The sequence below is a fragment of the Ekhidna sp. genome (assembly GCF_963691765.1).
Taxonomy (GTDB): Bacteria; Bacteroidota; Bacteroidia; order Cytophagales; family Cyclobacteriaceae; genus Ekhidna.
The window spans coordinates 1,309,100-1,333,182 of record NZ_OY829375.1 but is presented as its reverse complement, the minus strand read 5'-3'; the positions used below and the strand labels follow the sequence as shown (position 1 = coordinate 1,333,182).

The following is a 24,083-nucleotide window of genomic DNA, read 5'->3' as shown; positions in this document are numbered from 1 at the left end:
GTATCTTTGAGTATGGCTGTCTTATTCAACAATTTTGAAGACTGGAAAAAGGAAAGTGAAGATAAAAATCAACCACTCTTCCAATCAGTACTTGACTTTGAGATTAATCAAAAAGGAAAAAGCGAAGAGGAGATTTGGGAGGGACTTAGCAAAGCTTACAGTGTGATGAAAGAAGCTGTAAAGTCTGGGTTGGAAGAAGAAATGAATTCCTATTCCGGGATGATTAACAATGGAGCTAAAAAAGTGATGAACTTTCCAAAAAGTGTTCTTTCTCCAGAGTTTCAAAAGTTGGTAGCAAGAGCTCTGGCAGCAAAAGAGGTTAACTCATGCATGGGACGTGTTGTGGCGGCTCCGACAGCTGGGGCAAGCGGTATTTTACCCGGAGCTTTATTCACCTTGCAAGAAATACACAATATACCTGACAATAAGATTTATGAAGCTCTTTTGATTGGTGCAGGAGTAGCGCTCATTCTGGAAAAACGGGCGTCGATAGCAGGAGCTGTCGGTGGATGTCAGGCTGAAACTGGAGCGGCAGCAGCTATGGCATCGGCAGGAATAGTATATTGTCTGGGAGGAAGCAATGATCAAATTTTTAACGCCGTTGCAATTACCATTCAATGCATGCTCGGATTAATTTGTGATCCTGTTGCCGGATTAGTTGAAATACCATGCGTCGTAAGAAATGCGAGTGCTGCAGCTATTGCAAATTCTTCAGCTCAAATTGCGTTGGCAGATGTAAGTCCGGTAATTCCAGTAGATGAATGTGTGGATGCAATGGGAGAAGTGGGTCAGAGTATGGAAGCACGATATAAAGAAACTGCACTTGGGGGTCTTGCTGCAACGCCGACAGGAAAAGCAATATCAAAACGCGTGCTCATCCAAGATATTGAAGTTTTAGATGATGAGACACCTGAAGATTAAATCGGTATAAAATCCTCGATAAGCCAGAAAGCGTACTTAACAATAAGAGTTATAACCGTACTCCAGAGTAAGGCGCTAATCCACATCCATTTTAAAATAAGTCGCTTATTTGTTCCCAGTAAGTTTACAAGCAGTCCCCCTCCTGGAGGTGTTAAAATTAGTGGGGTTAGTAAACAGATGCCTTTAAGACCAAACCTTCTCCAGATTTTCACGAACTGTCTACTTTTCTTAGTGAATACACGTTTGTTTTTCCTGAATCTACCAAACAACCTACGAAGCTCATCTCCAAAGAATGTAAAAAGGTAAATGGTAGTCATCATACCAGAGGCAGTGAGAAGTATCGTTGCCAAAACTGGTAAATCATTGGCTACTCCAAAAGTGGGTCCAAAAATGAATTTGAGTCCACTCAGGAAGTAAACGGTGAAGTATTTTAGAGCTGTAGCCATAATAGTTGGCTAACTTACTGATACTAGTTTAAATTCAGACTGCTAGATATATTTTTAGCGCTTATCTTTGTCGCTTTTTACAAACTGAAGCTATGCTTAATATTGTCTTGTTTGGTCCTCCAGGAGCGGGGAAAGGAACGCAAAGTGCTAAGATCATTGAGTCTCATTCATTGGTGCATATTGCTACTGGCGATTTATTTCGTAAACACATGGGGGAGAATACAGATCTTGGAAAACTTGCTAAGAGCTATATGGATGCAGGAAACCTTGTTCCTGACGAAGTAGTGATTGGAATGGTTGAAGATAAGATTCAGGAAAATCTTCAAGTAAGCGGATTCATTTTCGATGGATTTCCAAGAACTGTCAACCAGGCAGATGCATTAGATAATATGTTAGAAAAGCATGGGCTTTCAATTTCAGGTATGGTGGCTTTGGAAGTTCCGGAAGATGAACTACGTGTTCGTATTAAGGAGAGAGCAAAAACTTCTGGTCGTGTAGATGATCAGGATGATGAGAAAATCAATAACCGTATTCAAGTTTATAATCGAGAGACTTCGCCAGTTGCCGATTACTATAGAAATCAAGGAAAGTTCACATCTATCAATGGTGTGGGTTCTATTGATGAAATTTATCAGGAGATCAATTCAGCGATTACATCTTTAGAGGTCTAAAGACCCATGGATTCCAACTTTATAGATTACGTCAAATTCTACGCCCGTTCCGGTGATGGGGGTGCAGGAGCTGTGCATTTCCGACGGGAGAAGCATGTGCCTAAAGGAGGCCCTGATGGTGGAGATGGGGGTAAAGGTGGTAGTATCATTTTAAGAGGTAATAGTCAGCTTTGGACGCTGCTTCATTTGAAGTATAAGAAGCACATCATGGCTGACAATGGTGGTCATGGAGAAGGGGGGCAGAGATTTGGAAAAGACGGTGAAAACATTGTCTTAGAAGTTCCTATTGGTACAATTGCACGAGACTCAGAATCCAATGAGAAATTAGTAGAGATTTTAGAGGATGGTGAAGAAAAAGTTCTGCTCTCGGGAGGTATAGGAGGCAGAGGAAACGTTCATTACAAAACTCCAACTAATCAAACACCAAGATATGCTCAGCCTGGAATTGAAGGAATAGAAAAATGGGTCATCCTGGAATTGAAGATTCTTGCAGATGTAGGCTTAGTAGGATTTCCAAACGCCGGTAAATCAACCCTTTTGTCCGTAGTGTCCGAGGCTAAACCTGAAATTGCTGATTATCCTTTTACAACACTAGTTCCAAATTTAGGAGTGGTGCCATATAGAGATTACAAGTCTTTTGTTATGGCGGATATCCCGGGGATTATTGAAGGAGCCGCTGAAGGGAAAGGGCTTGGCAATAGATTCCTAAGGCATATTGAGAGAAATTCAATCCTCTTATTTATGGTACCTGCCGATGCAGACGACATCAAAAAAGAATATAGAATACTCTTAGGAGAGTTAGAGAAACATAATCCAGAGTTGATGGATAAAGATCGGCTATTGGCGATTACTAAATCCGATTTGTTAGATGATGAACTAATGTCAGAGATGAAGGAAGAACTTCCCGAAGTTGAAACACTATTTATCTCAAGTGTAATAGGCCTTGGAATACAAGAACTCAAGGATAAAATCTGGCGATACCTAAACTAACTGACATATTGGCACACATATATTCATTGGCAAAGAAATTGTCAATGTGAAATCATCTTTAAGCATTGAAGAATGAAGGAAACAAAAGAAAAAGTGAATAAAGAGCAAGAAGTAACTGAGGAGCAAGGAGCAAAGGTTGAGAACGAGAACGTTCAAGAGGAAGAGGTAAAAGAAGAGTCAGAAAAATCTTCTGAACCAACATTAGAAGATCAGCTAAGCGAAGCAAAAGATAAGTACTTGAGGTTATACTCAGAGTTTGAAAACTTCCGAAGAAGAACTTCCAAGGAAAAGCTTGACTTGATTAGCACCGCCAATAAAGATTTAATGGCGGATCTTATCCCAGTTTTAGATGATTTTGAGAGAGCCATGACGGCTTCAGAAGCAAGTGAGGATGTGAAGGCCTTAAGGGAGGGGATGGAGCTTATTCAAAACAAGCTTAACAAATCACTTGATAATAGGGGCTTAAAGAAAATGAGCATAAAGAAAGGCGATGCCTTTGATGATGAGTTCCATGAAGCTATAACTCAAATTCCAGCGGAAAAGAAGTTAGAGGGAAAGATTGTAGATGTAGTTGAGGCTGGTTACACATTAGGTGATGCAGTTGTAAGGTTTGCAAAAGTTGTCGTAGGAGCTAAGCAGTAAGATGGCAAAGAGAGACTATTACGAAATATTAGGTGTTGATCGTTCTGCAAGTAAGGACGAGATGAAAAAGGCATATCGGAAGATTGCCATAAAATATCACCCTGATAAGAATCCAGATGACAAAGAAGCTGAGGAGAAATTTAAAGAAGCTGCTGAAGCTTATGAAGTCCTTAGCAATGATGAAAAACGTCAACGATACGATCGATTTGGACATCAAGGTGTAGGAGGTGCTGGCGGCGGATTTGGTGGCGGCAACATGAACATGGAGGATATTTTCTCTCAGTTCGGAGACATTTTTGGTGGGGGCGGAAGCCCGTTTGAGAGTTTCTTTGGTGGTGGAAGAGGTGGTAGAAGAACCAGAAAGGGAACGAATCTGCGTATCAAGCTCAAGCTTACATTAGAAGAAGTAGCGAATGGGGTTGAAAAAAAGATTAAGGTTAATCGCCTTGTTGTAGATCCTGATACAAAATTTCAAACCTGCCCAAGCTGTAATGGCACCGGTCAAGTTAGAAAGGTGATGAACACCATGTTAGGTCAGATGATGAGTACTTCTACATGTCCAACATGTGGAGGAAGTGGTCAGATTGTTGAAAGCAGAGGTGCTGGAGTAGATAGTTCTGGCCTCAAAAGACAAGAAGAGGTTATTCCTATTAAAATACCGGGTGGCGTTACAGATGGAATGCAACTTTCTATGTCTGGTAAAGGGAATGAAGTAGCTGGTGGCGTTCCAGGTGATCTTCTCATTCTGATAGAGGAAGTTGAGGATGATACATTAAAGCGCGATGGCAACAATGTTATCTATGATCTGTATATCAATTTTGTGGATGCTGCATTAGGGACCTCAATTGAGGTGCCTACGATAGGAGGAAAAGCAAAAATTAAGATTGATCCAGGAACTCAAAGCGGAAAGATCTTAAGGCTAAGAGGAAAAGGAATAAAATCAGTGGAAGGATATGGTCAAGGAGATCAACTTGTTCATGTCAATGTATGGACTCCGAAGAAGTTGAGCGCTGAAGAAAAAGAAACGTTAGAGGCACTAAGAGAAGCTCCAAACTTTCAACCAGATCCGGGCAAATCAGACAAAAGCTTTTTCGAAAGAATGAAAGAATTCTTTTAAGAATTTGATAGATAATAAAAGGGCTGAATAGCCTTTTTTGTTTGAAATGAGCGATTCTTTGTAAAAGTCAAAATATTTAGATCAAATACTCGGTTTAAATGTAACATCCCTGAATCCTTTTCGTAATATGACTTCATGTTGCGGTTGGTATTGATCGCAGGGATGTCCCTGCTGACTGTCATAAGTGCGATAGCACAACTCACAAAATTTTATACGATAAAGGATTCTCCCGAATTCGATACCGTTGACTTCTATTTAAAGGCAACGGCTACTAACTGTCTGTTAAAGACATTAGAAGCTGATAACAATCCGCTTACGATTTACGGAAATCCTGATTTAGAAAAAATCAATCCATCTTTTGCAAGCAAAGTAATTAATAGAACGTGTTACTCGAAGCTTAAACTGGATGAGTATAGTTCTTCTGGATTTGGTGATAGCTTCACTATGGCAGTTTCAAGGAGCGATAAAGACAACGACTTTTGGAAAGTCAACCTCAATGAGTCTAAGATCTACAAATTGAATCTTATATATGGCTTTGGTAACGCTGATGTGAATCTCACAGGTTCCTCTGTCCAAAGAGTAAAGATTAAATCCGGTAGCGCAGATATAGTTGTGGGCTACGACAAGGACAATATGAATCCTATTAAGATGGATACATTTTACGTTAAAGCTGATTTTGGCTCAATTGTAGCAAGAAGTATGGAGCTTTCAAGAGCAGAGAACGTAATTACCAAGATAGGTTTCGGTAATGTATTGTTGGATTTCGATGATGTGCTAGCTGAGAAGTGCAACGTGAATGCATCTGTAGGTGCTGGGAATCTAGAAATTCTCCTACCAAAGACAGGGACTCCAGTAATTATTCATATCAAAGACTCTCCGCTGTGCGCAGTAAAAATTGCGGATGGTTTTGAGGAAGTAGAAAAAAATGTCTTCGTAAATATGGATTACGAAGCTGATGCAGAAAACCTCCTTTCCTTTGATGTAGATGTCGCGTTAGGAATGGTACGATTCAAATACACAGACTAGTTTATTGTCAATCCACGTGCTTTAATAGGCCAAGTACTAGCAAGAGCTGTGCTGCACAGTAAGTTGACATTATTAAAACACCCGCATAAGGAATAGCAGAATTAAAAGCATTAATTGCCAAAATAGAATCTGATAGTACAAATAAAATGCTACCTAGAAAGGCGAACTTAAAACTATCTTGACTAGTGTTTCCTTCTCTCAACCTTGCCATTATAACCATAGCCATAATCACCAGTCCATATACTATAATTGGAGCTGTAAAGTCTCCAGCTGGAAGGAGTATATAGAAGAGAGCGCCAGCATAAAGTATAAAGGGCAACCCTTTTGATATACTGAATTCAGGTTTTTGATAGGAAGATTTTCTAAGTACAATAACGTAGGTTACTTGGGCGATTAGAAACAATCCAATCCCTGCCATAAAAAAAAGTTGATCGCTTTGATACATCAATACTACATCTCCCAGCCAGGAGAATAGAAGTGCTACGCATAAGAGCAAAATACGTGCAGTAGTTTTACCTATACTGGACTTATAAACATAGATCAGCAACAAAGGCATTAACAAGGGCTTGGTGTATTGATCAAGCTCTTCGGATGGTATCACTTTAGCGAATAAGTTAGCAATGGATACAACAGCATATATCCACAAGATGTATCGAGTCATTTACTTTCCTTTAAAAAGAAGGTAAATAAAAGCTAAAAATGCTAAGCTTCCACAACCAGAGAAAACAATAGGAAAATTCTCTGGATTACCGCTGTATATCTGTCCTGAAAGTAAAGCGCCCAGTCCGATTCCTATCTCTAATGCCATAAATAAGGTGGAAAAGCCGCGTCCTCTAAACTGATCAGGGGCCAAATCAGCAGCCCACGCAAAAAGTGCTGGCGAAGAAAGACCGTATCCAGCTCCAAAAATTAATGCTCCAGTAAATAAATGAAATGCTGACTGAGAGAATCCAATGTATATGGACCCACTTCCAACTATTAGCATTGCCGCTATTAGTACCTTTCTCCTTCCAAACTCGTCAGAAAGTCTTCCACCAATTACTCTGGATATTAATGATGTGATGGTAAAGTAGGAGAAAAACAATCCCTTATTTTGAATACCAAGCGACACACTTAGGTCAGGTGCAAGAGTTAGAGCTGTTCCAAATGAAAAGGTGACAAGCATCATAACTACAGAGGGAACTAGCACAGTGGGTTCATAGATGTCTTCTGCCTTTATCTTAAGTAATTGACCAGAAAACTTCTGTTTGTTTTCAACCGTTTCCTTCATCCCTGCAATCACAATTACTGATAGCAGTGCGACAACAGCACTGCTATAAAAGAGAACATCAACATCATATCTTAGTGCGATCTCTCCTCCAATATAATTTCCCATTCCCATGCCAGTCATTCCGAAGAAGCTTAGTATGCCCATTCCTTCCCCGCGTCTATTGACAGGGACAATGTCAGCAACATATGCGGCTGTTCCTGTGGGTTTAAATCCAGTCGAAAATCCATGAATGAATCTGATGAATAGGAAAGCATATATATTCAGGAAGAATGGATAGAATAACGATACTACAGCCGTTACAGCAGCTCCAAATACCATTACAGGAATCCTGCCCCACGTATCGGTTAACTTGCCGCTAAAGGGACGCGAGATTAGTGCAGTTAACGTGAAAAAGGTAATATGCAAGCCAATATAATCCTCTCCCCCAAATGTCCGCATGAAATCTGGGAGCTCGGGAAGCACCATATTAAATGAACCGAAAAATAGAAATGAACTTAAGGACAGTAGCCAAAAGTTCAGTGAGTATTTTTTCATTCAGTTAGGTTTATCTATTCCTCGTGTAGGAGGTATGCTTTGATATAATCGTTCAAGTCTCCATCAAGAACGTTCTGCACATCCGTTCGTTCAAAGCCTGTTCGAGCGTCTTTTATGAGCTTATATGGATGCAACACATAATTTCGGATTTGAGATCCAAAATCGATGGCTTTTTTTCCTGCCTCAATACTTGCTCGCTCTTTATTCCTTTTCTCAATCTCCATTTGGTAGAGTTGAGATTTCAGCATTTGCATTGCTCGCTCTCTGTTAGCTAGCTGAGACCTTTCCACTTGGCAGACAACAACAATTCCAGTTGGCTTGTGAGTAAGCTGTACCTTGGTTTCTACCTTGTTTACGTTCTGACCTCCTGCTCCTCCGGATCTTGACGTATGAAGTTCTACATCAGCAGGATTAATATCTATTTCGATTGAATCATCTGCTACTGGGTAGACATAAACTGAAGCAAACGAAGTGTGCCTTCTACCTCCACTATCAAAGGGTGAAATTCTTACTAACCTGTGCACACCATTTTCTGATTTGAGGTAGCCGTAAGCAAGCGGTCCATCAAATTCTAGTGTTACTGATTTGACGCCTGCAACATCACCAGCTTGATAGTCAACTTCGCGAACCTTATATCCATTAGCTTCACCCCACATGATATACATACGCATGAGGATCCCTGCCCAATCATTGCTTTCAGTACCTCCAGCACCCGGAGTAATTTGAAGCATTGCAGATAGTTGATCTTCTTCTTCACCAAGCATCTTTTTAAGCTCCAGTTCTTCGAGAAGTTTTAAAGAGCTATCATATGATTCTTGGACTTCCTCATCTGAGGCCTCTCCTTCTTGATTGAATTCATATAAGGTTTCGACATCACCAAGAGATGTTTCTACTTCCTCATAGCTATCCGTCCAGCCTTTGAGCCCTCGGATTTTTTTCATGGTTTTTTCTGCCTCTTCTGGGTTGCTCCAGAAGTCTGGCTGAGCCGTGACTAGCTCTAGTTCTTCAAGATTTTTCTTTCGGGCATCATAGTCAAAGATACCCCCTCAAGGCATTAACACGAGCCTTTAAATCTTTCAATTCTTCGTTTGTCATGAATGTTCAGATTGAAGTGGCGAAGATAATCATACATTGATTTCTTCCAAGATGTAGATTGAATTCTTAAGCTTAAATTGGACGATTATCCAACTTTATGCATCCATCCAAATCGATCTTCCTCTTGCCCTAATTTTATTTTAGTCAATGAGTCTAGAATTCTGTTTGAAATCGTCCTGGTTTCAATTGCAGGAAGCTCATAGTCAGTTCCCTCATATCCAATTACAGCAATGTGAGAAACAGTTGCCGCCGTTCCAATACCAAATGCCTCAGTAAGAGAACCGTTTTCGATAGCCTCAATTATCTCATCAACCTTAATCGGACGTTCATCAACTTTTATTCCCCAATTCCTGGCAAGAATTAATGCACTTTCTCTTGTTATTCCAGGTAGGATTGAATCACTGGTAGGAGGTGTGATCAATGTATCATTGATTACGAACATGATGTTCATTGTCCCTGACTCTTCAATGAATTCATGAGTTTGGCCATCTGTCCATACCAACTGATGATAGCCTTGTGCCTGAGCTTGCTTTGCAGGATAAAGTGAAGCTGCATAATTACCAGCAGTCTTCGCTGCTCCCACTCCGCCTCTTACAGCTCTTGTGAAATGCTTTTCAATTTTGACGCGTACAGGTTCTGAATAATATCCACCTACGGGACCAGTAATAACCATGAATTTGTAAGTCTCCGATGGTCTCACACCAATAAATGGATCATCAGCAAACTGAAATGGTCTGATGTATAATGAAGTACCGGGGCTATTAGGTACCCAGTTTCTGTCAACAGAAATCAATGCTTGAATTGCTTCCATAAACAATTCTTCTGGCACTGCAGGCATGCACATCCTATCTGCACTCTTTATAAGTCGTTGAGCATTGGCTTCAGGTCTGAAAATCAAAATGTCGCCGTTGTCTGCTTTATGTGCTTTAAGCCCCTCAAAAATGCTTTGAGCATAGTGGAGAGTTGCGTTGGCAGGGCTCACAGAAAGATTCTGGTATGGGGTAATTCTTAGATCTGTCCACTGACCGTCTTTGTAATCGGCAATAAACATATGATCTGAAAAAGTTTTACCAAATGCCAAGTTATCGAAATCGATTTCGGGCAATCTAGAATTTTGTGTTTCCGTGATTTGAATATCCAACGTCTCTGTCATGTTCTACAATCTTTGTGTTGAAAAAGGGAATTTCAATCCGACCCTGGTGCCCAAGGAACTTCCTTTACACCTAATATGTGGCCGATTGCGCGCGCAAAGATGAACAAATAATCAGACAATCTATTCATGAACTGCAATATTGACTCATCAACTGGCTCTTCATTGCTTAACGAAATGATGCTTCTTTCGGTTCTGCGACAAACAGTACGGCAGATATGAGCCAATGAGACTGCGGGATGTCCACCTGGGAGAATAAATGATTTTAATGGTGGTACTTCACCATCAAACTTATCAATCCAAACTTCGAGCTGCTGGACCTCAGTATCTGTAACCTTTGGGAGTTCAAACCCTTTGAAATCAGCTTCTGTAGCAAGGATACTGCCTATGGAAAATAAATGCTCTTGAATCCAATAAAGCTGTTGCTTTAGTCTGTTTTCAACAGCTTCATGATCCTTTAGATGCCCAATAAATGAATTAAGCTCATCTACATTACCATAAGCTTCAATTCGTAAATCGGCCTTAGAAACTTTCTTACCTCCTAGAAGTGAGGTTTTGCCTTTATCTCCTGTTTTGGTGTAGAGTTTGGCACTCATGCTGGGGCTTTAGCTGATCGTACATTTTTATTTACTTCATCTTTCTCGATGAGACCATCTCTAAGTCTAACTATTCGATGAGAGTATTCAGCAATGTCCTCTTCGTGAGTAACCATAATTATTGTATTGCCCTTATCATGAAGCTCTTGAAAAAGATCCATGATGTCGTAAGAAGTCTTTGAATCCAAGTTACCTGTAGGCTCATCTGCTAGGATAATACTTGGGTTATTCACCAATGCTCTTGCAATGGCAACACGTTGTCTTTGACCTCCTGAAAGCTCATTTGGCTTGTGGTATGCTCTATCTTCTAGTCCAACACCAGCCAAAGCTTCAAGCGCTTTTTCTTCTCTTTCAGAAGCACTATACCCTGCATAAACGAGTGGTAATGCAACATTTTCCATGGCAGATGCCCTAGGCAATAGGTTAAATGTTTGGAATACAAATCCGATTTCTTTGTTTCTGATTTCAGCCAACTCATTTTCTGTAAGGTCGCTTACGTCATTGTTGTTCAAAATATATGTACCATCTGTTGGTGTATCCAGACAGCCGATTATGTTCATCAACGTAGATTTACCTGATCCAGAAGGACCCATAAATGCTACATACTCGCCCTTATCAATGTTTATTGAGATGGATTTGAGGGCCATGATGATTTCACTGCCCATTACGTACTTTCTTGAAATTTCGGAAGTTGAGATAATACTACTCATTGCTGTTATTATGTTCGGCTAATGTAAAAAATTATGCTAACGCCCATGTAAGACACTAACACGTTTTTTAGATAGTTTTGGTTCTAATTATGTTACACACTATGATGACTATTTTTCTAGCGCTTTTGTTTCAACCACAATTCTCCGGGTGGGATTTATTGTCCTCAGTAGAGATAGTTGTGGGGTATGATGACTTTATGGGTGCCGAAGTTGAACAACCTAAATTTTCTGAGCAACTAAAATTACGGGAAGGGAAAGAGCTGACCCTTGAAGGGTTTATTATACCACTTCAGCAGAATACGGATCAAGACTATTTTATTCTGTCTCGATTTCCTTACCAAAACTGCTTTTTTTGTGGCGGTGCTGGTCCTGAGACAGTTGTCGAAGTGTATTCAGATCGTGAATTCAAGTATACGGATGAACAAGTAAGGGTGACTGGAACACTTAGATTAAATGACGACAACCCATTGAATCTATTCTACATTCTACAGGATTGTAAGGTGGAAAAATTAGATTAATGGATAAGGAGAGTTTTTTCAAGGATGTTTATGAGGTTGCAAAACTTATCCCAGAAGGTAGAGTAACAAGTTACGGGGCCATAGCCAACTACTTAGGGGTAAAGCGTTCTGCAAGAGTTGTTGGATGGGCAATGAATGGCGCGGTTGCTCAGCATGATGTTCCCGCTCATCGCGTTGTGAATCGGATTGGAGTATTAACTGGCAAACATCATTTTCAATCGCCAAATAGAATGAAAGAGCTACTGGAAGCTGAAGGGATCAAAGTAAAAGATGATCAAATCCAGGGTTTTGAAAAGCACTTTTGGGACCCGATGATTGAACTCGGACTCTAGTTAATATTTCGTTTCTCATATACTTTGATGTACATGATGTTGGCGATATTAGCTGCTCGTTGTTTTGCTTGATCTGCAACTTGACCTGCAAACATACTGTCAGTTGTTTTTTGCCAAATTTCCACCCACTTATCAAAGTGTATCTTTTCTAATTTATGACTTAAAATTTCATCAACTTTTTGATGAAGAGCCATGGGATTTCCTCTATATGAACCACTGTCAAACAGTGTGGACTCCCAAAAACTTGCCACTTTGCGAATATGTGGATCCCAATCATCAACAAACTGGCGAAAAATTGGACCTAGTTGCGAATCTGATTTTGCCTCTCGGTAGAAGGCCTCTACAAGTAGATATAAATCTTCAATATCATTCATTGGTACTACGTCTAATCAGTACAAGACCTAAAAACATTATAAGTCCATTTAATATCAAAATTTCAAAGCCGAATTTATATCCTCCTAAAAGCGATTCTGAGTTAAGATTAATTAAATAACTGATCAAAGGGGACAGAATGCAAACCGCTGGGACGAGTTTATCTTTTACTTCCCATTTAGTGAAAATACCAAAGCTGAATAAACCCAGTAGTGGTCCATATGTATATCCGGCAGCTATAAAAATAGAGTTAATTACACTTTGATCATTAATTGCTTGAAAAATTAGAATTACAAAAAATAAGATCACGGAAAAACCCAAATGAATACTAATCCGAAGGTTCTTATGCTTTTCGTAATTCTCCTTTTTGAATCCTAAAAAGTCTACACAGAATGAAGTAGTTAAGGCTGTCAAAGCAGAATCAGCACTTGAATATGCGGCTGCTGTTATACCCAGTAGAAATGTTACAGTGCCTATGGTTGAAAATTGATTTACAGCAAGTAGTGGAAATAGATTATCTGAACGTTCTGGGATCATGATATTTCCAATTTCAGCATATTGATATAGCAGAACACCTAGACTTAAAAACATGAAGTTTACAATAACCAGGATCACGCAAAACCAAAAAACATTTTTTTGTGCTTCGCCAATATTTTTACAAGTAAGATTCTTTTGCATCATATCTTGATCCAGTCCTGTCATTACAATGGCGATGAAAGCTCCACTAAAAAACTGTTTGAAAAAGTTCCGACCACTTTGCCACTCCCAGTTGAAAATCGTTGATCTTTCATCATTAAAAATGTTTGATGTTAGCTCCACCCACGTCCATGAAAGTTCATTTTTAATAAACAGGATACTTACTACCACAGAAACCAACATGAAAGTAGTTTGGAGTGTGTCAGTCCAAACGATGGTCTTTATTCCACCTCTAAATGTGTAAAGCCATATTAATATGATTGTAGTGAGTACCGAAATCCAAAAGGGAAGATTGAATGCATCAAAAAAAGCTATTTGCAGTACGCCGGCCACTAGGAAGAGTCTAAAACTGGCTCCGATTATTCGACTGACTAAGAAGAAAAATGCTCCCGATTTATAAGACCAGAATCCAAATCTTTGCTCTAAGTATGTATAGATGGAGACAAGGTTAAGCCTGTAATAAAGCGGAAGAAGTACTTTGGCGATTACGAAATAACCCACCAAGTATCCAAGAACAACCTGGAAATAATAGAAGTTTGAATTTGCCACTTCACCCGGCACTGAAATAAAAGTCACTCCAGAAAGAGAAGCTCCTATCATTCCGAATGCTACCAAATACCATTTTGATTCTCTGTTTGCAGTATAAAAATCAGTTGATTTCCCATTTCTTGAAGTAAGCCATGAGATGCCTATGAGCAAAACGAAGTATCCTAAAACGATCGTGCCAACCAAAATTGGATTCATGTTGTTTATAATGTTGTTCGACCTGCAAATTACAAATCATGTGGGTTGTGTTGCAATTATTAATTTTGCAATAAAGCAAGAGGAATGAGTATAGATTTCGAAATAGAAGAGGAAGTACAAACCGCCGAGGATATTGGGAGCGAAAGTTTGAGAGATCTAATGGTCTATAATGATGACTTCAATACGTTTGAGCATGTCATCAATACTTTGGTGAAGGTTTGTAAACACGATGTGCACCAGGCCGAGCAATGTACTTTTCTTATTCATTACAAAGGAAAATGTGCAGTTAAGAAAGGGATGTATGAGGAGTTGAAGCCAATGAGGGAAGGGATCACTTCGGCAGGTATCAAGGCAAGCATCATATAATATGGAATATCCATCGCAGTTGGTTGAGCGTGCTGTGGAGGAAATTTCACGATTGCCAGGAATCGGAAAAAAAACAGCACTTAGATTGGCGCTACATCTTCTAAAGCAGCCAGAAAATTCTACGTTAGAGTTATCATCAGCCCTTAAAGATCTTAGAGAAAACATCAAGTATTGCAAAACTTGTCACATTATAGCAGATACTGAGGATTGTACTTGCCAAAACGCCTATAGAGATACCTCTGTCATTTGTGTTGTTGAAGATACTCCTGATGTCTTAGCCATTCGAAATACGGGTCAATACAATGGATTATTTCATGTTCTCGGTGGAAGAATTTCACCAATGGATGGAATTGGACCAGAAAACGTAAAGATTGATTCTTTGATTAATCGAATAAAAAATGATGACCAGGTAAAGGAAGTGATTTTGGCATTAAGTGCTACAATGGAGGGTGATACTACATCATTTTATATAACGAAACTCCTTAAAGAATTCGGAATTAAAGTGACGACCATTGCTCGAGGCATACCTGTTGGAAGTGAGTTGGAGTTTGCAGATGAAGTGACGCTAGGCAGAAGTATCGCTACTCGAACTTTATTCAATCAAGACTAATTTAGCTTACTTATTAGGGGTAATTGTAACTGGAATAAACGCCTCTAATTCAGATATTTGTACTACCACTAAAATGTGCTCTGATGAAAAGGATATTGACCACCTTCCTTTCTATGATTTTTTGCTTTGCATTGTATGCACAAGCACCTGAAGGCTATTATGATGATGCTGAAGGCAAGACTGGTGAAACGTTAAAAGCAGCGCTCAATAACATCATTAGTGGGCATACAGAACTTTCATATAGTGAATGTTGGGATGCTCTTGAAGTCACAGATGTAGATCCGAACAATTCGAATAATGTTTTGGGTATTTACTCTAGGTTTTCAATGAATGGACCTGCGCACTACGACAATGGATCGGGTTGGAATAGGGAGCATGTATGGCCTCAATCTCGAGGAAATTTTGACACATCGAGAGGTCCAGGTACCGATATTCATTCTTTAAGAGCATGTGACATTTCTACTAATTCAGCCCGGGGCAATAAGATTTTTGATAATGGCGGTACAACTTATGTTGATGCCTCTGGCGTTTATTCAGGCACAACTCCTGCAAAAAGAGATAGTGACTCGTGGGAACCTGGTGACGACCAGAAAGGAGATGTTGCTAGAATGATTTTCTATATGTCGACAAGATATGAAGGAGAAAACGGAGAGCCTGACTTAGAACTTTCTGATGATGTTTCTGGTGATGAAATGATGGGAAAGGTGTCTGTTCTGTTAGCATGGCATGAGGCAGATCCTGTAGATCAAGAAGAAATGAATAGACATGAAGGTATCTACTCTTTTCAAGGGAATAGAAACCCATTCATTGATCATCCGGAGTGGGTTGATGATATTTGGGGTGATGGATCTAGCGTCACCGCCTCTATTGAAGTTTCTACTGATAGTGGTTTTGACTTTGGAGAAGTTGCAGCAGGAGAATCTAGTTCTTCAGAATCTTATACGGTCTCTGGAACAGACTTAGAAGGGGATATTTTTGTGACAATTTCGGCGCCGTTTGAATTATCTCTTAATAATTCTACATGGGCCCAATCACAAACTATTAGTCAATCCACAGCTGAAGGGTCGGGTCAAACGGTATACGTAAGATTCTCTCCGATAAATCAAAATGGAGAAAGTTTCAATCAAAACATCACGCATACATCGTCAAATGCGGAAACTGTTAATATATCTGTTTCAGGGTCGGAATCTACCGATGTTGAAGCCCCTCAAATTACCACTTCTTTAAGTGCGATTGATTTTGGAATATTGGAGTTTGGTGAATCAATGACCGAGTCATATACGCTATCTGCAGTAAATCTCACCGAGGATTTAACAGTCACTCCTCCGGATGAAGTTAACATCGCTTTGGAATCAGATTTTAGCGGAGTAGTTTATTCATCTTCTAACCCTTTGGTGTTGAATAACTCTGAAGGTACAGTAGGCCAAACGACAGTTTATGTCAGGTATGAGCCTTCGGCGGACGATGGGTCCTCGTTTGAAGAGGAAATTTTACATGAATCTTCGGGGGCTACAAAAACCATTCGCGTAAGCGGTGCTGAATATGACGAGCCAGTTTTACCAGTTGGCTGGATTAACGAATTTCACTATGCGAATGGTGGTTCAGATCAAAACGAATTCATAGAAATATATCTTGAAAATCCTTCAAACTTTAACCTATCAGATTTCACTGTCGAGTTAGTAGATGACGATGAAAGTGTTTATTCTTCTTTTCTCGCTTCCAGTATGCAAGAAGGTGCTGCAGGATATTATTTTAGAAACTTTGGTGGAATTAAAGATGGGCCAAATGGTTTTAGACTTCTTTATCAAAATGAAGAGGTGCATGCCATATCCTATGGAGGTGCCATTGCTGATTACGAGTTACTAGCTGTTGAAGAAGGTGAGAGTACCAGCTCTGAAACTTCCATTCAATTATGTTGCGGATCTACCAATTATAGTGACATGGTTTGGACAGAAGGTAACCTATCCACCCCTGGCCAGCCAAATGAAAGTATCACTTTAGGATTGTCGGATGGTCGAATTTTTGTCTATCCTAATCCGACAGATGGGCCTTTAAAAATAGAGGGGATATCAGGCGATTTAAAAGTAACACTAAATGACCTTAAGGGGAGGAGGCTAATTGAAGAGAACGGTTCCAAGGAGAAGATGGAATTGATCTTAGCGCAAACATTTACTAATCTTAGTCCCGGTACTTATGTATTAGTAATCGAGCAGGATGATATTGATATTTCTGTTAATATTTCTGTAAAGAATTAGTCTTTTCTCCTTCCTTTTGGCTTTAAGTATTGAGAAAGAAGTGCGGCAATACCAAAAGCCATGATGAGAAAGATCCAACGAGGGTTCCCGTCCTGATATGTTTTGACAACATACCAAATACTAAGTGCCATAGCGAGAACGATTCCTGCAAAAGCTAAAGGCCTAATTAATCTTGGATCCATGATGTAAATATATGTGGTCAATATTGACCAGTAAAAGATATTTTTGCTGCGATGGGCGATTTTATTGAATTTCTTTATTCCAGGTTTCTATTGAGTGATGGGGTATCTATTGATACTCGCACAATCGAACCAAACAACTTATTCTTTTCAATCAGCGGGCCAAATTTCAATGCAAATCAGTTTGCGGAAGAAGCACTTAATAAAGGGGCGGCATATGCTGTAGTAGATGATGAAGAATTTGTCACCGATGAGCGAATAATCTTGGCTGAAGATTGTTTAAAAGCACTTCAAGATCTTGCTTCGTTTCATCGCGCAAGATTTAAACGTCCAGTACTTGCAATAACTGGTTCTAATGGCAAGACCACTACTAAGGAATTGGTAAGTAAGGTGCTTTCTGAATCGTATATTATTCATGCAACCAAAGGGAACTATAACAACCATATCGGTGTGCCACTCACACTACTTCATATTCATCCTCAAGTTGAAATTGCAATAATAGAAATGGGGGCGAACCATGTAGGAGAAATCGCTAGTTACTGTGAAGTCGCTAAACCTACTCATGGATTAATCACTAACATTGGGAGGGCTCACACAGAAACTTTTGGTGGAATCGAAGGAGTGATTCGTGGGAAGAGTGAATTATTTGATTATTTGAGAAAGAATGATGGTACTGTTTTCATAAATGATGACGATGCTGTGCTTTCAAATATGTCAAAAAGGTTTGAGTCTCCTATTCATTTTCCAGATAGTGATTTAGAGTTGAAATCATCTATACCATCCGTTACTATTTCGTTAGATTCAGCTATTCAAGAAACACAAATCATTGGAAAGTACAATTTTTCTAATATCGCTGCAGCAGTCTCTATTGGAAGGTATTTTGAAGTTTCTGATAGTAGAATACTCAATGCCTTAGGTGAGTACTCTTCTGAAAATGCCCGGTCTCAAATAATTAAGCAGGGTTCAGTTACAATTATTTTGGATGCATACAATGCGAATCCGGATTCAATGAAAGTAGCTTTAGAGAACCTTTCAGAAAATGATGGAAATAAGGTTGCCATTCTAGGCGATATGAATGAAGTAGAAAATTCGGATTCGCAACATGCTGAGTTATTGGATTATGCAGCTCAACTTGGTATTGAGAGTATACTCACCGTTGGAGATAAAATTGGAAGAATTGCGAATGCGGAAAACCATTCAAATTCTAAAGAAGAATTGGTTGAAAAAATAAAATCAATTGATTTATCTAATGCAACTGTCCTTTTAAAGGCTTCTCGATCGATCAAATTAGAAAGCATTTTAAATAGTATTACATAATGGACTTACAGTTTACTCTTGAGTTTCTATCTGACCTTGCCAAACACAATAAAAAGGAATGGATGGATGACAATAAAAAAAGATATAAGCATGCGAAAGAACAGGTCATTGAACTGGTTTCAGAATTAATTCAACAAACTGCTGATTTTGATCCTTCGCTAGCTGGAATTGATCCTCGCAAAACACTTTTCAGGATAAATAGAGATATCCGATTTAGTAAAAACAAAGATCCTTATAAGACAAATTTTGGAGCAGCAATAGTTGATGGAGGAAGGCAATCCGGAAATCCTGGCTATTACCTTCACATTATGCCTGGTAATAATTTTGCAGGAGGCGGAGTCTATCAACCATCCTCAGATAAGTTGCAGAAGGTGCGTCAGGAAATTGATTATAATGGAAATGAGATTCGATCTATCATAGATAATAAAGCATTCAAGGAAACCTTCGGAGAACCTTACGGTGATGATCGTTTGAAGACTGCTCCCAAAGGCTATCCAAAAGATCATGAGAATATTGATCTTTTACAGCTTAAACATTATGTGTTTATGAGACAGCTTACTGATAAGGAAACTACTTCTAGCAACATTGTGAGTCAAGTTGTAGAGACATACAAAACACTCTATCCATTCAATAAATTTCTTTTAAAAGCATTGGATTGAAAAATAATTTCTCAAGAGACTTGCATGGAAAGTAAAGCGTACTAAATTTGCAGTCCTTTTAGGAACGGGCTCTTAGCTCAGTTGGTTCAGAGCATCTGGTTTACACCCAGAGGGTCGGGGGTTCGAATCCCTCAGAGCCCACTTTCAAAACCCTGATTCAGAAATGAGTCAGGGTTTTCTTTTTTACTGATAGATAATATTTCGAGGGATGAGAACCGTGGTTCGAAAGCGAAGCTTCACGAGGGGGCGTGCGGTAAGGCTGCGCGTATGAGTAATCCCTCAGAGCCCACTTTCAAAACCCTGATTCAGAAATGAGTCAGGGTTTTCTTTTTTACTGATAGATAATATTTCGAGGGATGAGAACCGTGGTTCGAAAGCGAAGCTTCACGAGGGGATGTGCGGCAAGGCTTTGCGTATGAGTAAATCGGAGATTCACGAGGGGATGTGCGGTAAGGCTGCACGTATGAGTAATCCCTCAGAGCCCACTTTCAAAACCCTGATTCAGAAATGAGTCAGGGTTTTCTTTTTTACAGCTAGATAACAATTTGAGGGATGAGAACCGCGGTTCGAAAGCGAAGCTTCACGAGGGGATGTGCGGCAAGGCTTTGCGTATGAGTAAATCGGAGATTCACGAGGGGATGTGCGGCAAGGCTTTGCGTATGAGTAAATCGGAGATTCACGAGGGGGCGTGCGGCAAGGCTTTGCGTATGAGTAAATCGGAGATTCACGAGGGGATGTGCGGTAAGGCTGCACGTATGAGTAATCCCTCAGAGTCCACTTTCAAAACCCTGATTCAGAAATGAGTCAGGTTTTTCTTTTTTACAGCTAGATAACAATTTGAGGGATGAGATTTATTAGTCTTTGCAAAGACTCACTTAATCCAATATCCATATATTTTCATCTTTTACACCCCTTAAATATTCGGATTTTTCTATAAGTATTTGACTTAATCAATTAGGTAGCTTTTACCTATAAAATCACAGGATATTCAGAAGGATATTTGGTTATCATTAATTAATCTAAATCAAAACCACTATGAAAATCCGCAAAATAACATTTTTAATTGCTGTGATTGGCTTATGCTTTAATCTGTTTGCCCAGCAAGTTGCTATGACTGATAGTCAAATAAAACCTGATGATAAATTAGCAAGTCCTGGAAAAAAAACAACCACCAAAAATACTCCGCCTTTAATAGTAAAAGATAGTGAAACAGTATATGTGTCAGAAGGCAATAAAACTTATGTAAATAAAAACTTACCTATCTATCTAAAGTTTTCCACTACACCAAATGGAGAAACACACGATTTAAAAAGCCTAAGTCACCCTGAAGATACCGAGCCACTTTATCTTGATACGGAAGGAGCAAATTACATTAGAACGAAGTGGGCGGTAGACCCTGAAACCAAAGAGTATGCATATCCTTTGCGTGAAATTCAAATGGAACTTTATGCCGATAGTAAACCGCCTGTCGTTAGGCCTGTGTTTAATTCAAGCGCCCTGTACAAGAAAAATGACGTTACCTACTATGGTAATGATCTTTCAATTGAATTTGTTGAATGGGATGAGCAGTCTGGAGTAAAAAGTAGTTTTTGGAGTTTGAATAATAAAGATTGGAGCACAGGGGGTGTTGATTTTAAAAACGAATCGACAGATGAATATTCTTTTGCATACTATTCTGTAGATAATGTCAACAACTATACAGATACTAAGACTGTATCCTTCGTGTATGATAAAACTGCACCTAAAACAACATTGAATAAAACAACGAATGGAAATTATGTTTTTGGTCCAAAAACATCTTTACAATTTGAAGTGATCGAAGAGCATTCAGGCTTGAAATCGACTTATTTTAAGTTAGCAGACAATGCTTACATTAAAGTAAGATCAGATCAAACAATGCCTTCTTCTATGCAAGATGGAGAATATGAGCTTTCATACTACAGTGTGGACAATGTGATCAATGGCGAAGATCTAAGGATAGAAAAGGTATATCTTGATAAGATCGCACCTCAATCTACGCTGAATGCTACCTCCTCTTTTATGGATGGTAAAAGACTTTATGTTTCTCCTAGTTCAAAAATAAGCTTATCTGCTACAGACAATAAAGCGGGTGTTGATGAAATTATGTATTCAACAAGAGGTGTTTCGAATGAAACTTATGATGAGTCATTTTCAATTCAGAACTATCATGGAATGACATTCGTGAGCTTTACTGCAACTGACATGGTTGGCAATGTTGAAATTAAGAATCAACAAGAAATATTTGTTGATAGTCTGCGTCCATCAACCCAAATTGAATTTGTTGGAGATTATTTTGAAGTGGCAAATCGATACTACATCAATGAATCTACTCAGCTGAAACTAACTTCATCAGATCAAAATTCGGGTGTTGCGTACACTGAATACTCAGCAATAGGAAGTGATTTTAAAAAGTACGATGACACATTCAAGTTAAGCAATGAAGGATACAATGGTATCATGTATCGTTCTGTAGATAACGTGGATAATGTAGAGTATTCCAAAAGCATTGATTTATACCTGGATAAAAAAGGGCCAGAAATAGTGTTTAATTTCAGCAATCAACCAATAGGTGAGGAAGATGGAATTAAAATATATCCAGTAGGTACCAGATTATTCCTTGGAGCTACCGATGATCAATCAGGCACAAATAGCATTGCTTACCAAGTGAATAATCAGAAAGAAGTGTATTACAGTAGTCCAAAGACAATTGATATTAGTGAGAAAAAGGCATTCAAGAGAGGAAAAGTATTTGAGGTAAAAATCACAACTACTGACTTAGTGAAGAATGCAACTAGCGAAACAATAAAATTTAAGATAGAAGATTAACTATCAATTAAGTGTGAACAGGACCCTGATTCAGAAATGAGTCAGGGTTTTTTATCTGAATTGGTTTTTTGACCACAAGATAACATCTACTAACAATAGAAGTCATTAATTCTAAGTATCATAAAATCAATTATTTATGTTTTTTTAATTTAAAAAAACACATAGTAATGACTAATAAAATGACCTAATTCAAAAGCCAATTAATCACTGATAAATAGCAGCATCTATTTACAAGATCTTTGTGCTCATAATTCAAAAAAGCACGTTATGGATTTTTTCAAGAAGGTAATTTGTATTGCTTTATTTATCGCAGGGACAGCTATTTCATCAAATGCACAGCTGGCATTAAATAAGAGCTTCAATAATGAGGAAGGTTCTGAGGTATTGAATACAGATGTTGTTGCACCAAGAACAGATCTGCTTCGAACCGAATCTGAAGCATACATTTTCGGCCCCGCCACACGAATTAAATTTAAGATTATAGAAGAAGAGTCTGGTATTGCTACCACCTTCTTTAAGATTGCTGATTTGCCGTACATGAAATCGGATGGCCGTCAGATGGTTCCACATCAATTAAAGGATGGTTCCTACAGAATAGAATATTACAGCACCGATAAAGCGGGTAACCAGGAGCAGGTAAGAACAGATAATATATACATTGACAAGCAAGGACCTAAAGTAAGTGCAGCATTCAATGCATCACCAATTTCTTTTGAAAATGGACTCCCTATTTTTTCGGATGATATAAAGTTGATGGTAGATGCCACTGACGCTAAGGTTAACGTTCAAAAGCTAACTTATCAGATCAACGATGGGCCTGTAATCGTGAATGAAAACAAAGAATTTATTGATTTTTCTGACAAACTGAGAGACTTCAAGGGTAAGCACGTGAAGATTGAAATCAGGGCTTACGACACTTTCTATAACCTTTCTAAAGAAGTTGTAGAATTTAAAATTAAATAACCAAAATATACCAGCTTTGGAATTGAGGCCTGGCGAATTCGTCAGGCCTTTTTTTAACTTATCAAGTATTCCTTAGCCGTTTCTTCATCATCAAAAGGACGCATCGCCCCACCAAGCAATCTGTTATAACCAGAGAGTAAAACTTTCTTCGCACCTGTTATGCCAACAATTGCTGCCTTAACAGGTACGTCTTTAGTCTCTTTGCCTAATTCTCTTATATAAGCAGTGAATTTACGAGTGGCCGGAGTGTCAGAAATGTTCACTAACCTCAAATGAAATCCAGGATTACCTACTAAAAATTCTCTAAGGGATGTGGCTGTTTCTAGCATTTGATCTTCTGATTGTCCACGATAGTCGACATAAATGATCTCCTTTCCTTTGTGAGTAATTTTTTGAATGCCTGGCATTTTAAGTGGTTATGTGTGAAATACTAAAATAAAGAGATTGTTAAAAAAATCTGAATGTCTTCCTTATGACCAGAAGTCTCTAAAGAGTTTTTTTTCTTAGCTTTCTTAGAATAATAATCGTTAGCTGATCGAAACTTTTTAAGTAACCATGAAGAAATTAAGCATATTAACATTAGCACTAGCTATAGCGGTAGCATGCTCATCGGGCTCAGACGAACCCAAAGACGAAACTTTTAATGTAGGCGGGGTTGCCATAGATGGATATGATCCAGTCGCATATTTTGAGCAAGGAGCGGCTAAAAAAGGGGTTGAGGAAGAATCCGTAAATCATAATGGATTGACTTACTACTTTTCAAGTACGAAGAATAGATTGCTATTTCAAGAATCACCAGAAAAGTACCTTCCAGAATATGGAGGTTGGTGCGCTTATGCCATTGCTGAGTCTTCAACTAAAATGGAGCCAGATCCAACAATGTGGCAAATAGAAGATGGCAAATTGCAGCTTTTTTATGATGATTGGATGACAAATCTTACCGGAAGCCTAAAGGATGAGTGGAATGAAAATCCTAAAGAATATAAAGTCAAAGCAGACGGCAATTGGGAGTCTATGAACTAACCCTTCTGGCCAATATTAATTTTTCTTCTCATTG

Annotated in this window: 27 protein-coding genes and 1 tRNA gene; 17 read left to right on the top strand and 11 right to left on the bottom strand. The window is 38.9% G+C overall.

Features of this window, described 5'->3' with window-relative positions; all coding sequences use genetic code 11:
- The first annotated feature begins 12 nt into the window (after nucleotides 1-12).
- Nucleotides 13-921: an L-serine ammonia-lyase, iron-sulfur-dependent, subunit alpha gene (sdaAA, locus tag ACY650_RS06265; RefSeq protein ID WP_462252848.1), complete on the top strand. Its 909-nt coding sequence runs from the start codon at nucleotides 13-15 to the stop codon at nucleotides 919-921.
- Here the strand turns inward: sdaAA and ACY650_RS06260 are convergent.
- Nucleotides 918-1,367, bottom strand: a complete 450-nt coding sequence (locus ACY650_RS06260) for a hypothetical protein (protein ID WP_462252846.1) — start codon at nucleotides 1,365-1,367, stop codon at nucleotides 918-920. The genes sdaAA and ACY650_RS06260 overlap by 4 nt on opposite strands.
- Before the next feature lie 92 nt (nucleotides 1,368-1,459).
- Between ACY650_RS06260 and ACY650_RS06255 the strand changes: the two genes are divergently transcribed.
- The 5 genes from ACY650_RS06255 to ACY650_RS06235 all read left to right on the top strand — a co-directional run bounded on the left by ACY650_RS06255 (nucleotide 1,460) and on the right by ACY650_RS06235 (nucleotide 5,813).
- On the top strand, nucleotides 1,460-2,038 hold the full coding sequence (locus ACY650_RS06255; RefSeq protein ID WP_462252844.1) for an adenylate kinase: 579 nt from the start codon (nucleotides 1,460-1,462) through the stop codon (nucleotides 2,036-2,038).
- Between the two features lie 6 nt (nucleotides 2,039-2,044).
- Nucleotides 2,045-3,028 carry a GTPase ObgE gene (gene obgE, locus ACY650_RS06250; RefSeq protein WP_462252842.1) on the top strand — a complete coding sequence of 328 codons (984 nt, stop codon included), beginning with the start codon at nucleotides 2,045-2,047 and terminating at the stop codon, nucleotides 3,026-3,028.
- A gap of 72 nt (nucleotides 3,029-3,100) precedes the next feature.
- Nucleotides 3,101-3,670: a nucleotide exchange factor GrpE gene (locus ACY650_RS06245; RefSeq protein WP_462252840.1), complete on the top strand. Its 570-nt coding sequence runs from the start codon at nucleotides 3,101-3,103 to the stop codon at nucleotides 3,668-3,670.
- 1 nt (nucleotide 3,671) lies between these two features.
- On the top strand, nucleotides 3,672-4,787 hold the full coding sequence (gene dnaJ, locus ACY650_RS06240) for a molecular chaperone DnaJ (RefSeq protein ID WP_462252838.1): 1,116 nt from the start codon (nucleotides 3,672-3,674) through the stop codon (nucleotides 4,785-4,787).
- Between the two features lie 135 nt (nucleotides 4,788-4,922).
- Nucleotides 4,923-5,813, top strand: coding sequence for a hypothetical protein (locus ACY650_RS06235; RefSeq protein ID WP_462252836.1), 891 nt, complete (start codon nucleotides 4,923-4,925; stop codon nucleotides 5,811-5,813).
- 7 nt (nucleotides 5,814-5,820) lie between these two features.
- On the opposite strand, the gene ACY650_RS06230 is transcribed toward ACY650_RS06235, so the two are convergent.
- From ACY650_RS06230 to ACY650_RS06205, 6 genes are all read right to left on the bottom strand, one after another.
- On the bottom strand, nucleotides 5,821-6,474 hold the full coding sequence (locus ACY650_RS06230) for a lysoplasmalogenase (protein ID WP_462252834.1): 654 nt from the start codon (nucleotides 6,472-6,474) through the stop codon (nucleotides 5,821-5,823).
- Entirely contained in the window at nucleotides 6,475-7,617 is a 1,143-nt protein-coding gene (locus ACY650_RS06225) for an MFS transporter (RefSeq protein ID WP_462252832.1), read from the bottom strand.
- Between the two features lie 14 nt (nucleotides 7,618-7,631).
- A protein-coding gene (gene prfB, locus ACY650_RS06220; RefSeq protein ID WP_462252830.1) for a peptide chain release factor 2 occupies nucleotides 7,632-8,712 on the bottom strand; the annotation gives its coding sequence in 2 pieces (ribosomal slippage) (nucleotides 7,632-8,651 and nucleotides 8,653-8,712; 1,080 coding nt in all).
- An 85-nt stretch (nucleotides 8,713-8,797) separates the two neighbouring features.
- On the bottom strand, nucleotides 8,798-9,865 hold the full coding sequence (locus tag ACY650_RS06215) for a branched-chain amino acid aminotransferase (RefSeq protein WP_462252828.1): 1,068 nt from the start codon (nucleotides 9,863-9,865) through the stop codon (nucleotides 8,798-8,800).
- Nucleotides 9,866-9,897: 32 nt separating this feature from the next.
- Entirely contained in the window at nucleotides 9,898-10,458 is a 561-nt protein-coding gene (locus ACY650_RS06210) for a cob(I)yrinic acid a,c-diamide adenosyltransferase (RefSeq protein WP_462252826.1), read from the bottom strand.
- Nucleotides 10,455-11,168, bottom strand: a complete 714-nt coding sequence (locus ACY650_RS06205) for an ABC transporter ATP-binding protein (RefSeq protein ID WP_462252824.1) — start codon at nucleotides 11,166-11,168, stop codon at nucleotides 10,455-10,457. The genes ACY650_RS06210 and ACY650_RS06205 overlap by 4 nt, the downstream gene beginning before the upstream one ends.
- Before the next feature lie 101 nt (nucleotides 11,169-11,269).
- Between ACY650_RS06205 and ACY650_RS06200 the strand changes: the two genes are divergently transcribed.
- Together ACY650_RS06200 and ACY650_RS06195 are read left to right on the top strand one after the other, a co-directional pair.
- The gene (locus ACY650_RS06200; RefSeq protein ID WP_462252822.1) at nucleotides 11,270-11,686 is read left to right on the top strand and encodes a hypothetical protein; all 417 of its coding nucleotides are present in this window, start codon (nucleotides 11,270-11,272) and stop codon (nucleotides 11,684-11,686) included.
- Nucleotides 11,686-12,018 carry an MGMT family protein gene (locus ACY650_RS06195; protein ID WP_462252820.1) on the top strand — a complete coding sequence of 111 codons (333 nt, stop codon included), beginning with the start codon at nucleotides 11,686-11,688 and terminating at the stop codon, nucleotides 12,016-12,018. The genes ACY650_RS06200 and ACY650_RS06195 overlap by 1 nt, the downstream gene beginning before the upstream one ends.
- Here ACY650_RS06195 and ACY650_RS06190 read toward each other — a convergent pair.
- Together ACY650_RS06190 and ACY650_RS06185 are read right to left on the bottom strand one after the other, a co-directional pair.
- Nucleotides 12,015-12,392 carry a group III truncated hemoglobin gene (locus ACY650_RS06190; RefSeq protein ID WP_462252818.1) on the bottom strand — a complete coding sequence of 126 codons (378 nt, stop codon included), beginning with the start codon at nucleotides 12,390-12,392 and terminating at the stop codon, nucleotides 12,015-12,017. The genes ACY650_RS06195 and ACY650_RS06190 overlap by 4 nt on opposite strands.
- A complete protein-coding gene (locus tag ACY650_RS06185; protein ID WP_462252816.1) occupies nucleotides 12,385-13,830 on the bottom strand; it encodes a sodium:solute symporter in 1,446 nt (481 codons plus the stop codon). The genes ACY650_RS06190 and ACY650_RS06185 overlap by 8 nt, the downstream gene beginning before the upstream one ends.
- Before the next feature lie 84 nt (nucleotides 13,831-13,914).
- Here ACY650_RS06185 and ACY650_RS06180 point away from each other — a divergent pair, with 84 nt between their 5' ends.
- From ACY650_RS06180 to ACY650_RS06170, 3 genes are all read left to right on the top strand, one after another.
- Nucleotides 13,915-14,196: an ATP-dependent Clp protease adaptor ClpS gene (locus ACY650_RS06180; protein WP_462252814.1), complete on the top strand. Its 282-nt coding sequence runs from the start codon at nucleotides 13,915-13,917 to the stop codon at nucleotides 14,194-14,196.
- A 1-nt stretch (nucleotide 14,197) separates the two neighbouring features.
- Complete coding sequence (gene recR / locus ACY650_RS06175; protein ID WP_462252812.1) at nucleotides 14,198-14,806, top strand: recombination mediator RecR; 609 nt, start codon at nucleotides 14,198-14,200, stop codon at nucleotides 14,804-14,806.
- 83 nt (nucleotides 14,807-14,889) lie between these two features.
- Entirely contained in the window at nucleotides 14,890-17,061 is a 2,172-nt protein-coding gene (locus ACY650_RS06170) for an endonuclease (protein WP_462252810.1), read from the top strand.
- On the opposite strand, the gene ACY650_RS06165 is transcribed toward ACY650_RS06170, so the two are convergent.
- On the bottom strand, nucleotides 17,058-17,243 hold the full coding sequence (locus ACY650_RS06165; protein ID WP_462252808.1) for a hypothetical protein: 186 nt from the start codon (nucleotides 17,241-17,243) through the stop codon (nucleotides 17,058-17,060). The two genes, ACY650_RS06170 and ACY650_RS06165, sit on opposite strands and share 4 nt — an antisense overlap.
- Nucleotides 17,244-17,294: 51 nt before the next feature.
- Between ACY650_RS06165 and ACY650_RS06160 the strand changes: the two genes are divergently transcribed.
- The 5 genes from ACY650_RS06160 to ACY650_RS06140 all read left to right on the top strand — a co-directional run bounded on the left by ACY650_RS06160 (nucleotide 17,295) and on the right by ACY650_RS06140 (nucleotide 23,026).
- Nucleotides 17,295-18,557: a UDP-N-acetylmuramoyl-tripeptide--D-alanyl-D-alanine ligase gene (locus tag ACY650_RS06160; protein WP_462252806.1), complete on the top strand. Its 1,263-nt coding sequence runs from the start codon at nucleotides 17,295-17,297 to the stop codon at nucleotides 18,555-18,557.
- Nucleotides 18,557-19,216 (top strand): DUF2461 domain-containing protein, encoded by a 660-nt coding sequence (locus tag ACY650_RS06155; RefSeq protein WP_462252804.1) that lies wholly within the window; start codon nucleotides 18,557-18,559, stop codon nucleotides 19,214-19,216. Before ACY650_RS06160 ends, ACY650_RS06155 begins: the two co-directional genes overlap by 1 nt.
- A gap of 66 nt (nucleotides 19,217-19,282) precedes the next feature.
- Nucleotides 19,283-19,357 (top strand) — tRNA-Val (locus ACY650_RS06150).
- Between the two features lie 894 nt (nucleotides 19,358-20,251).
- Complete coding sequence (locus ACY650_RS06145; RefSeq protein WP_462252802.1) at nucleotides 20,252-22,063, top strand: OmpL47-type beta-barrel domain-containing protein; 1,812 nt, start codon at nucleotides 20,252-20,254, stop codon at nucleotides 22,061-22,063.
- A gap of 267 nt (nucleotides 22,064-22,330) precedes the next feature.
- Nucleotides 22,331-23,026 carry a hypothetical protein gene (locus ACY650_RS06140; RefSeq protein ID WP_462252800.1) on the top strand — a complete coding sequence of 232 codons (696 nt, stop codon included), beginning with the start codon at nucleotides 22,331-22,333 and terminating at the stop codon, nucleotides 23,024-23,026.
- 53 nt (nucleotides 23,027-23,079) lie between these two features.
- On the opposite strand, the gene ACY650_RS06135 is transcribed toward ACY650_RS06140, so the two are convergent.
- Nucleotides 23,080-23,433 carry a hypothetical protein gene (locus ACY650_RS06135; protein ID WP_462252798.1) on the bottom strand — a complete coding sequence of 118 codons (354 nt, stop codon included), beginning with the start codon at nucleotides 23,431-23,433 and terminating at the stop codon, nucleotides 23,080-23,082.
- A 148-nt stretch (nucleotides 23,434-23,581) separates the two neighbouring features.
- Here ACY650_RS06135 and ACY650_RS06130 point away from each other — a divergent pair, with 148 nt between their 5' ends.
- Nucleotides 23,582-24,049, top strand: coding sequence for a YHS domain-containing (seleno)protein (locus tag ACY650_RS06130; RefSeq protein WP_462252796.1), 468 nt, complete (start codon nucleotides 23,582-23,584; stop codon nucleotides 24,047-24,049).
- Nucleotides 24,050-24,083 lie beyond the last annotated feature (34 nt).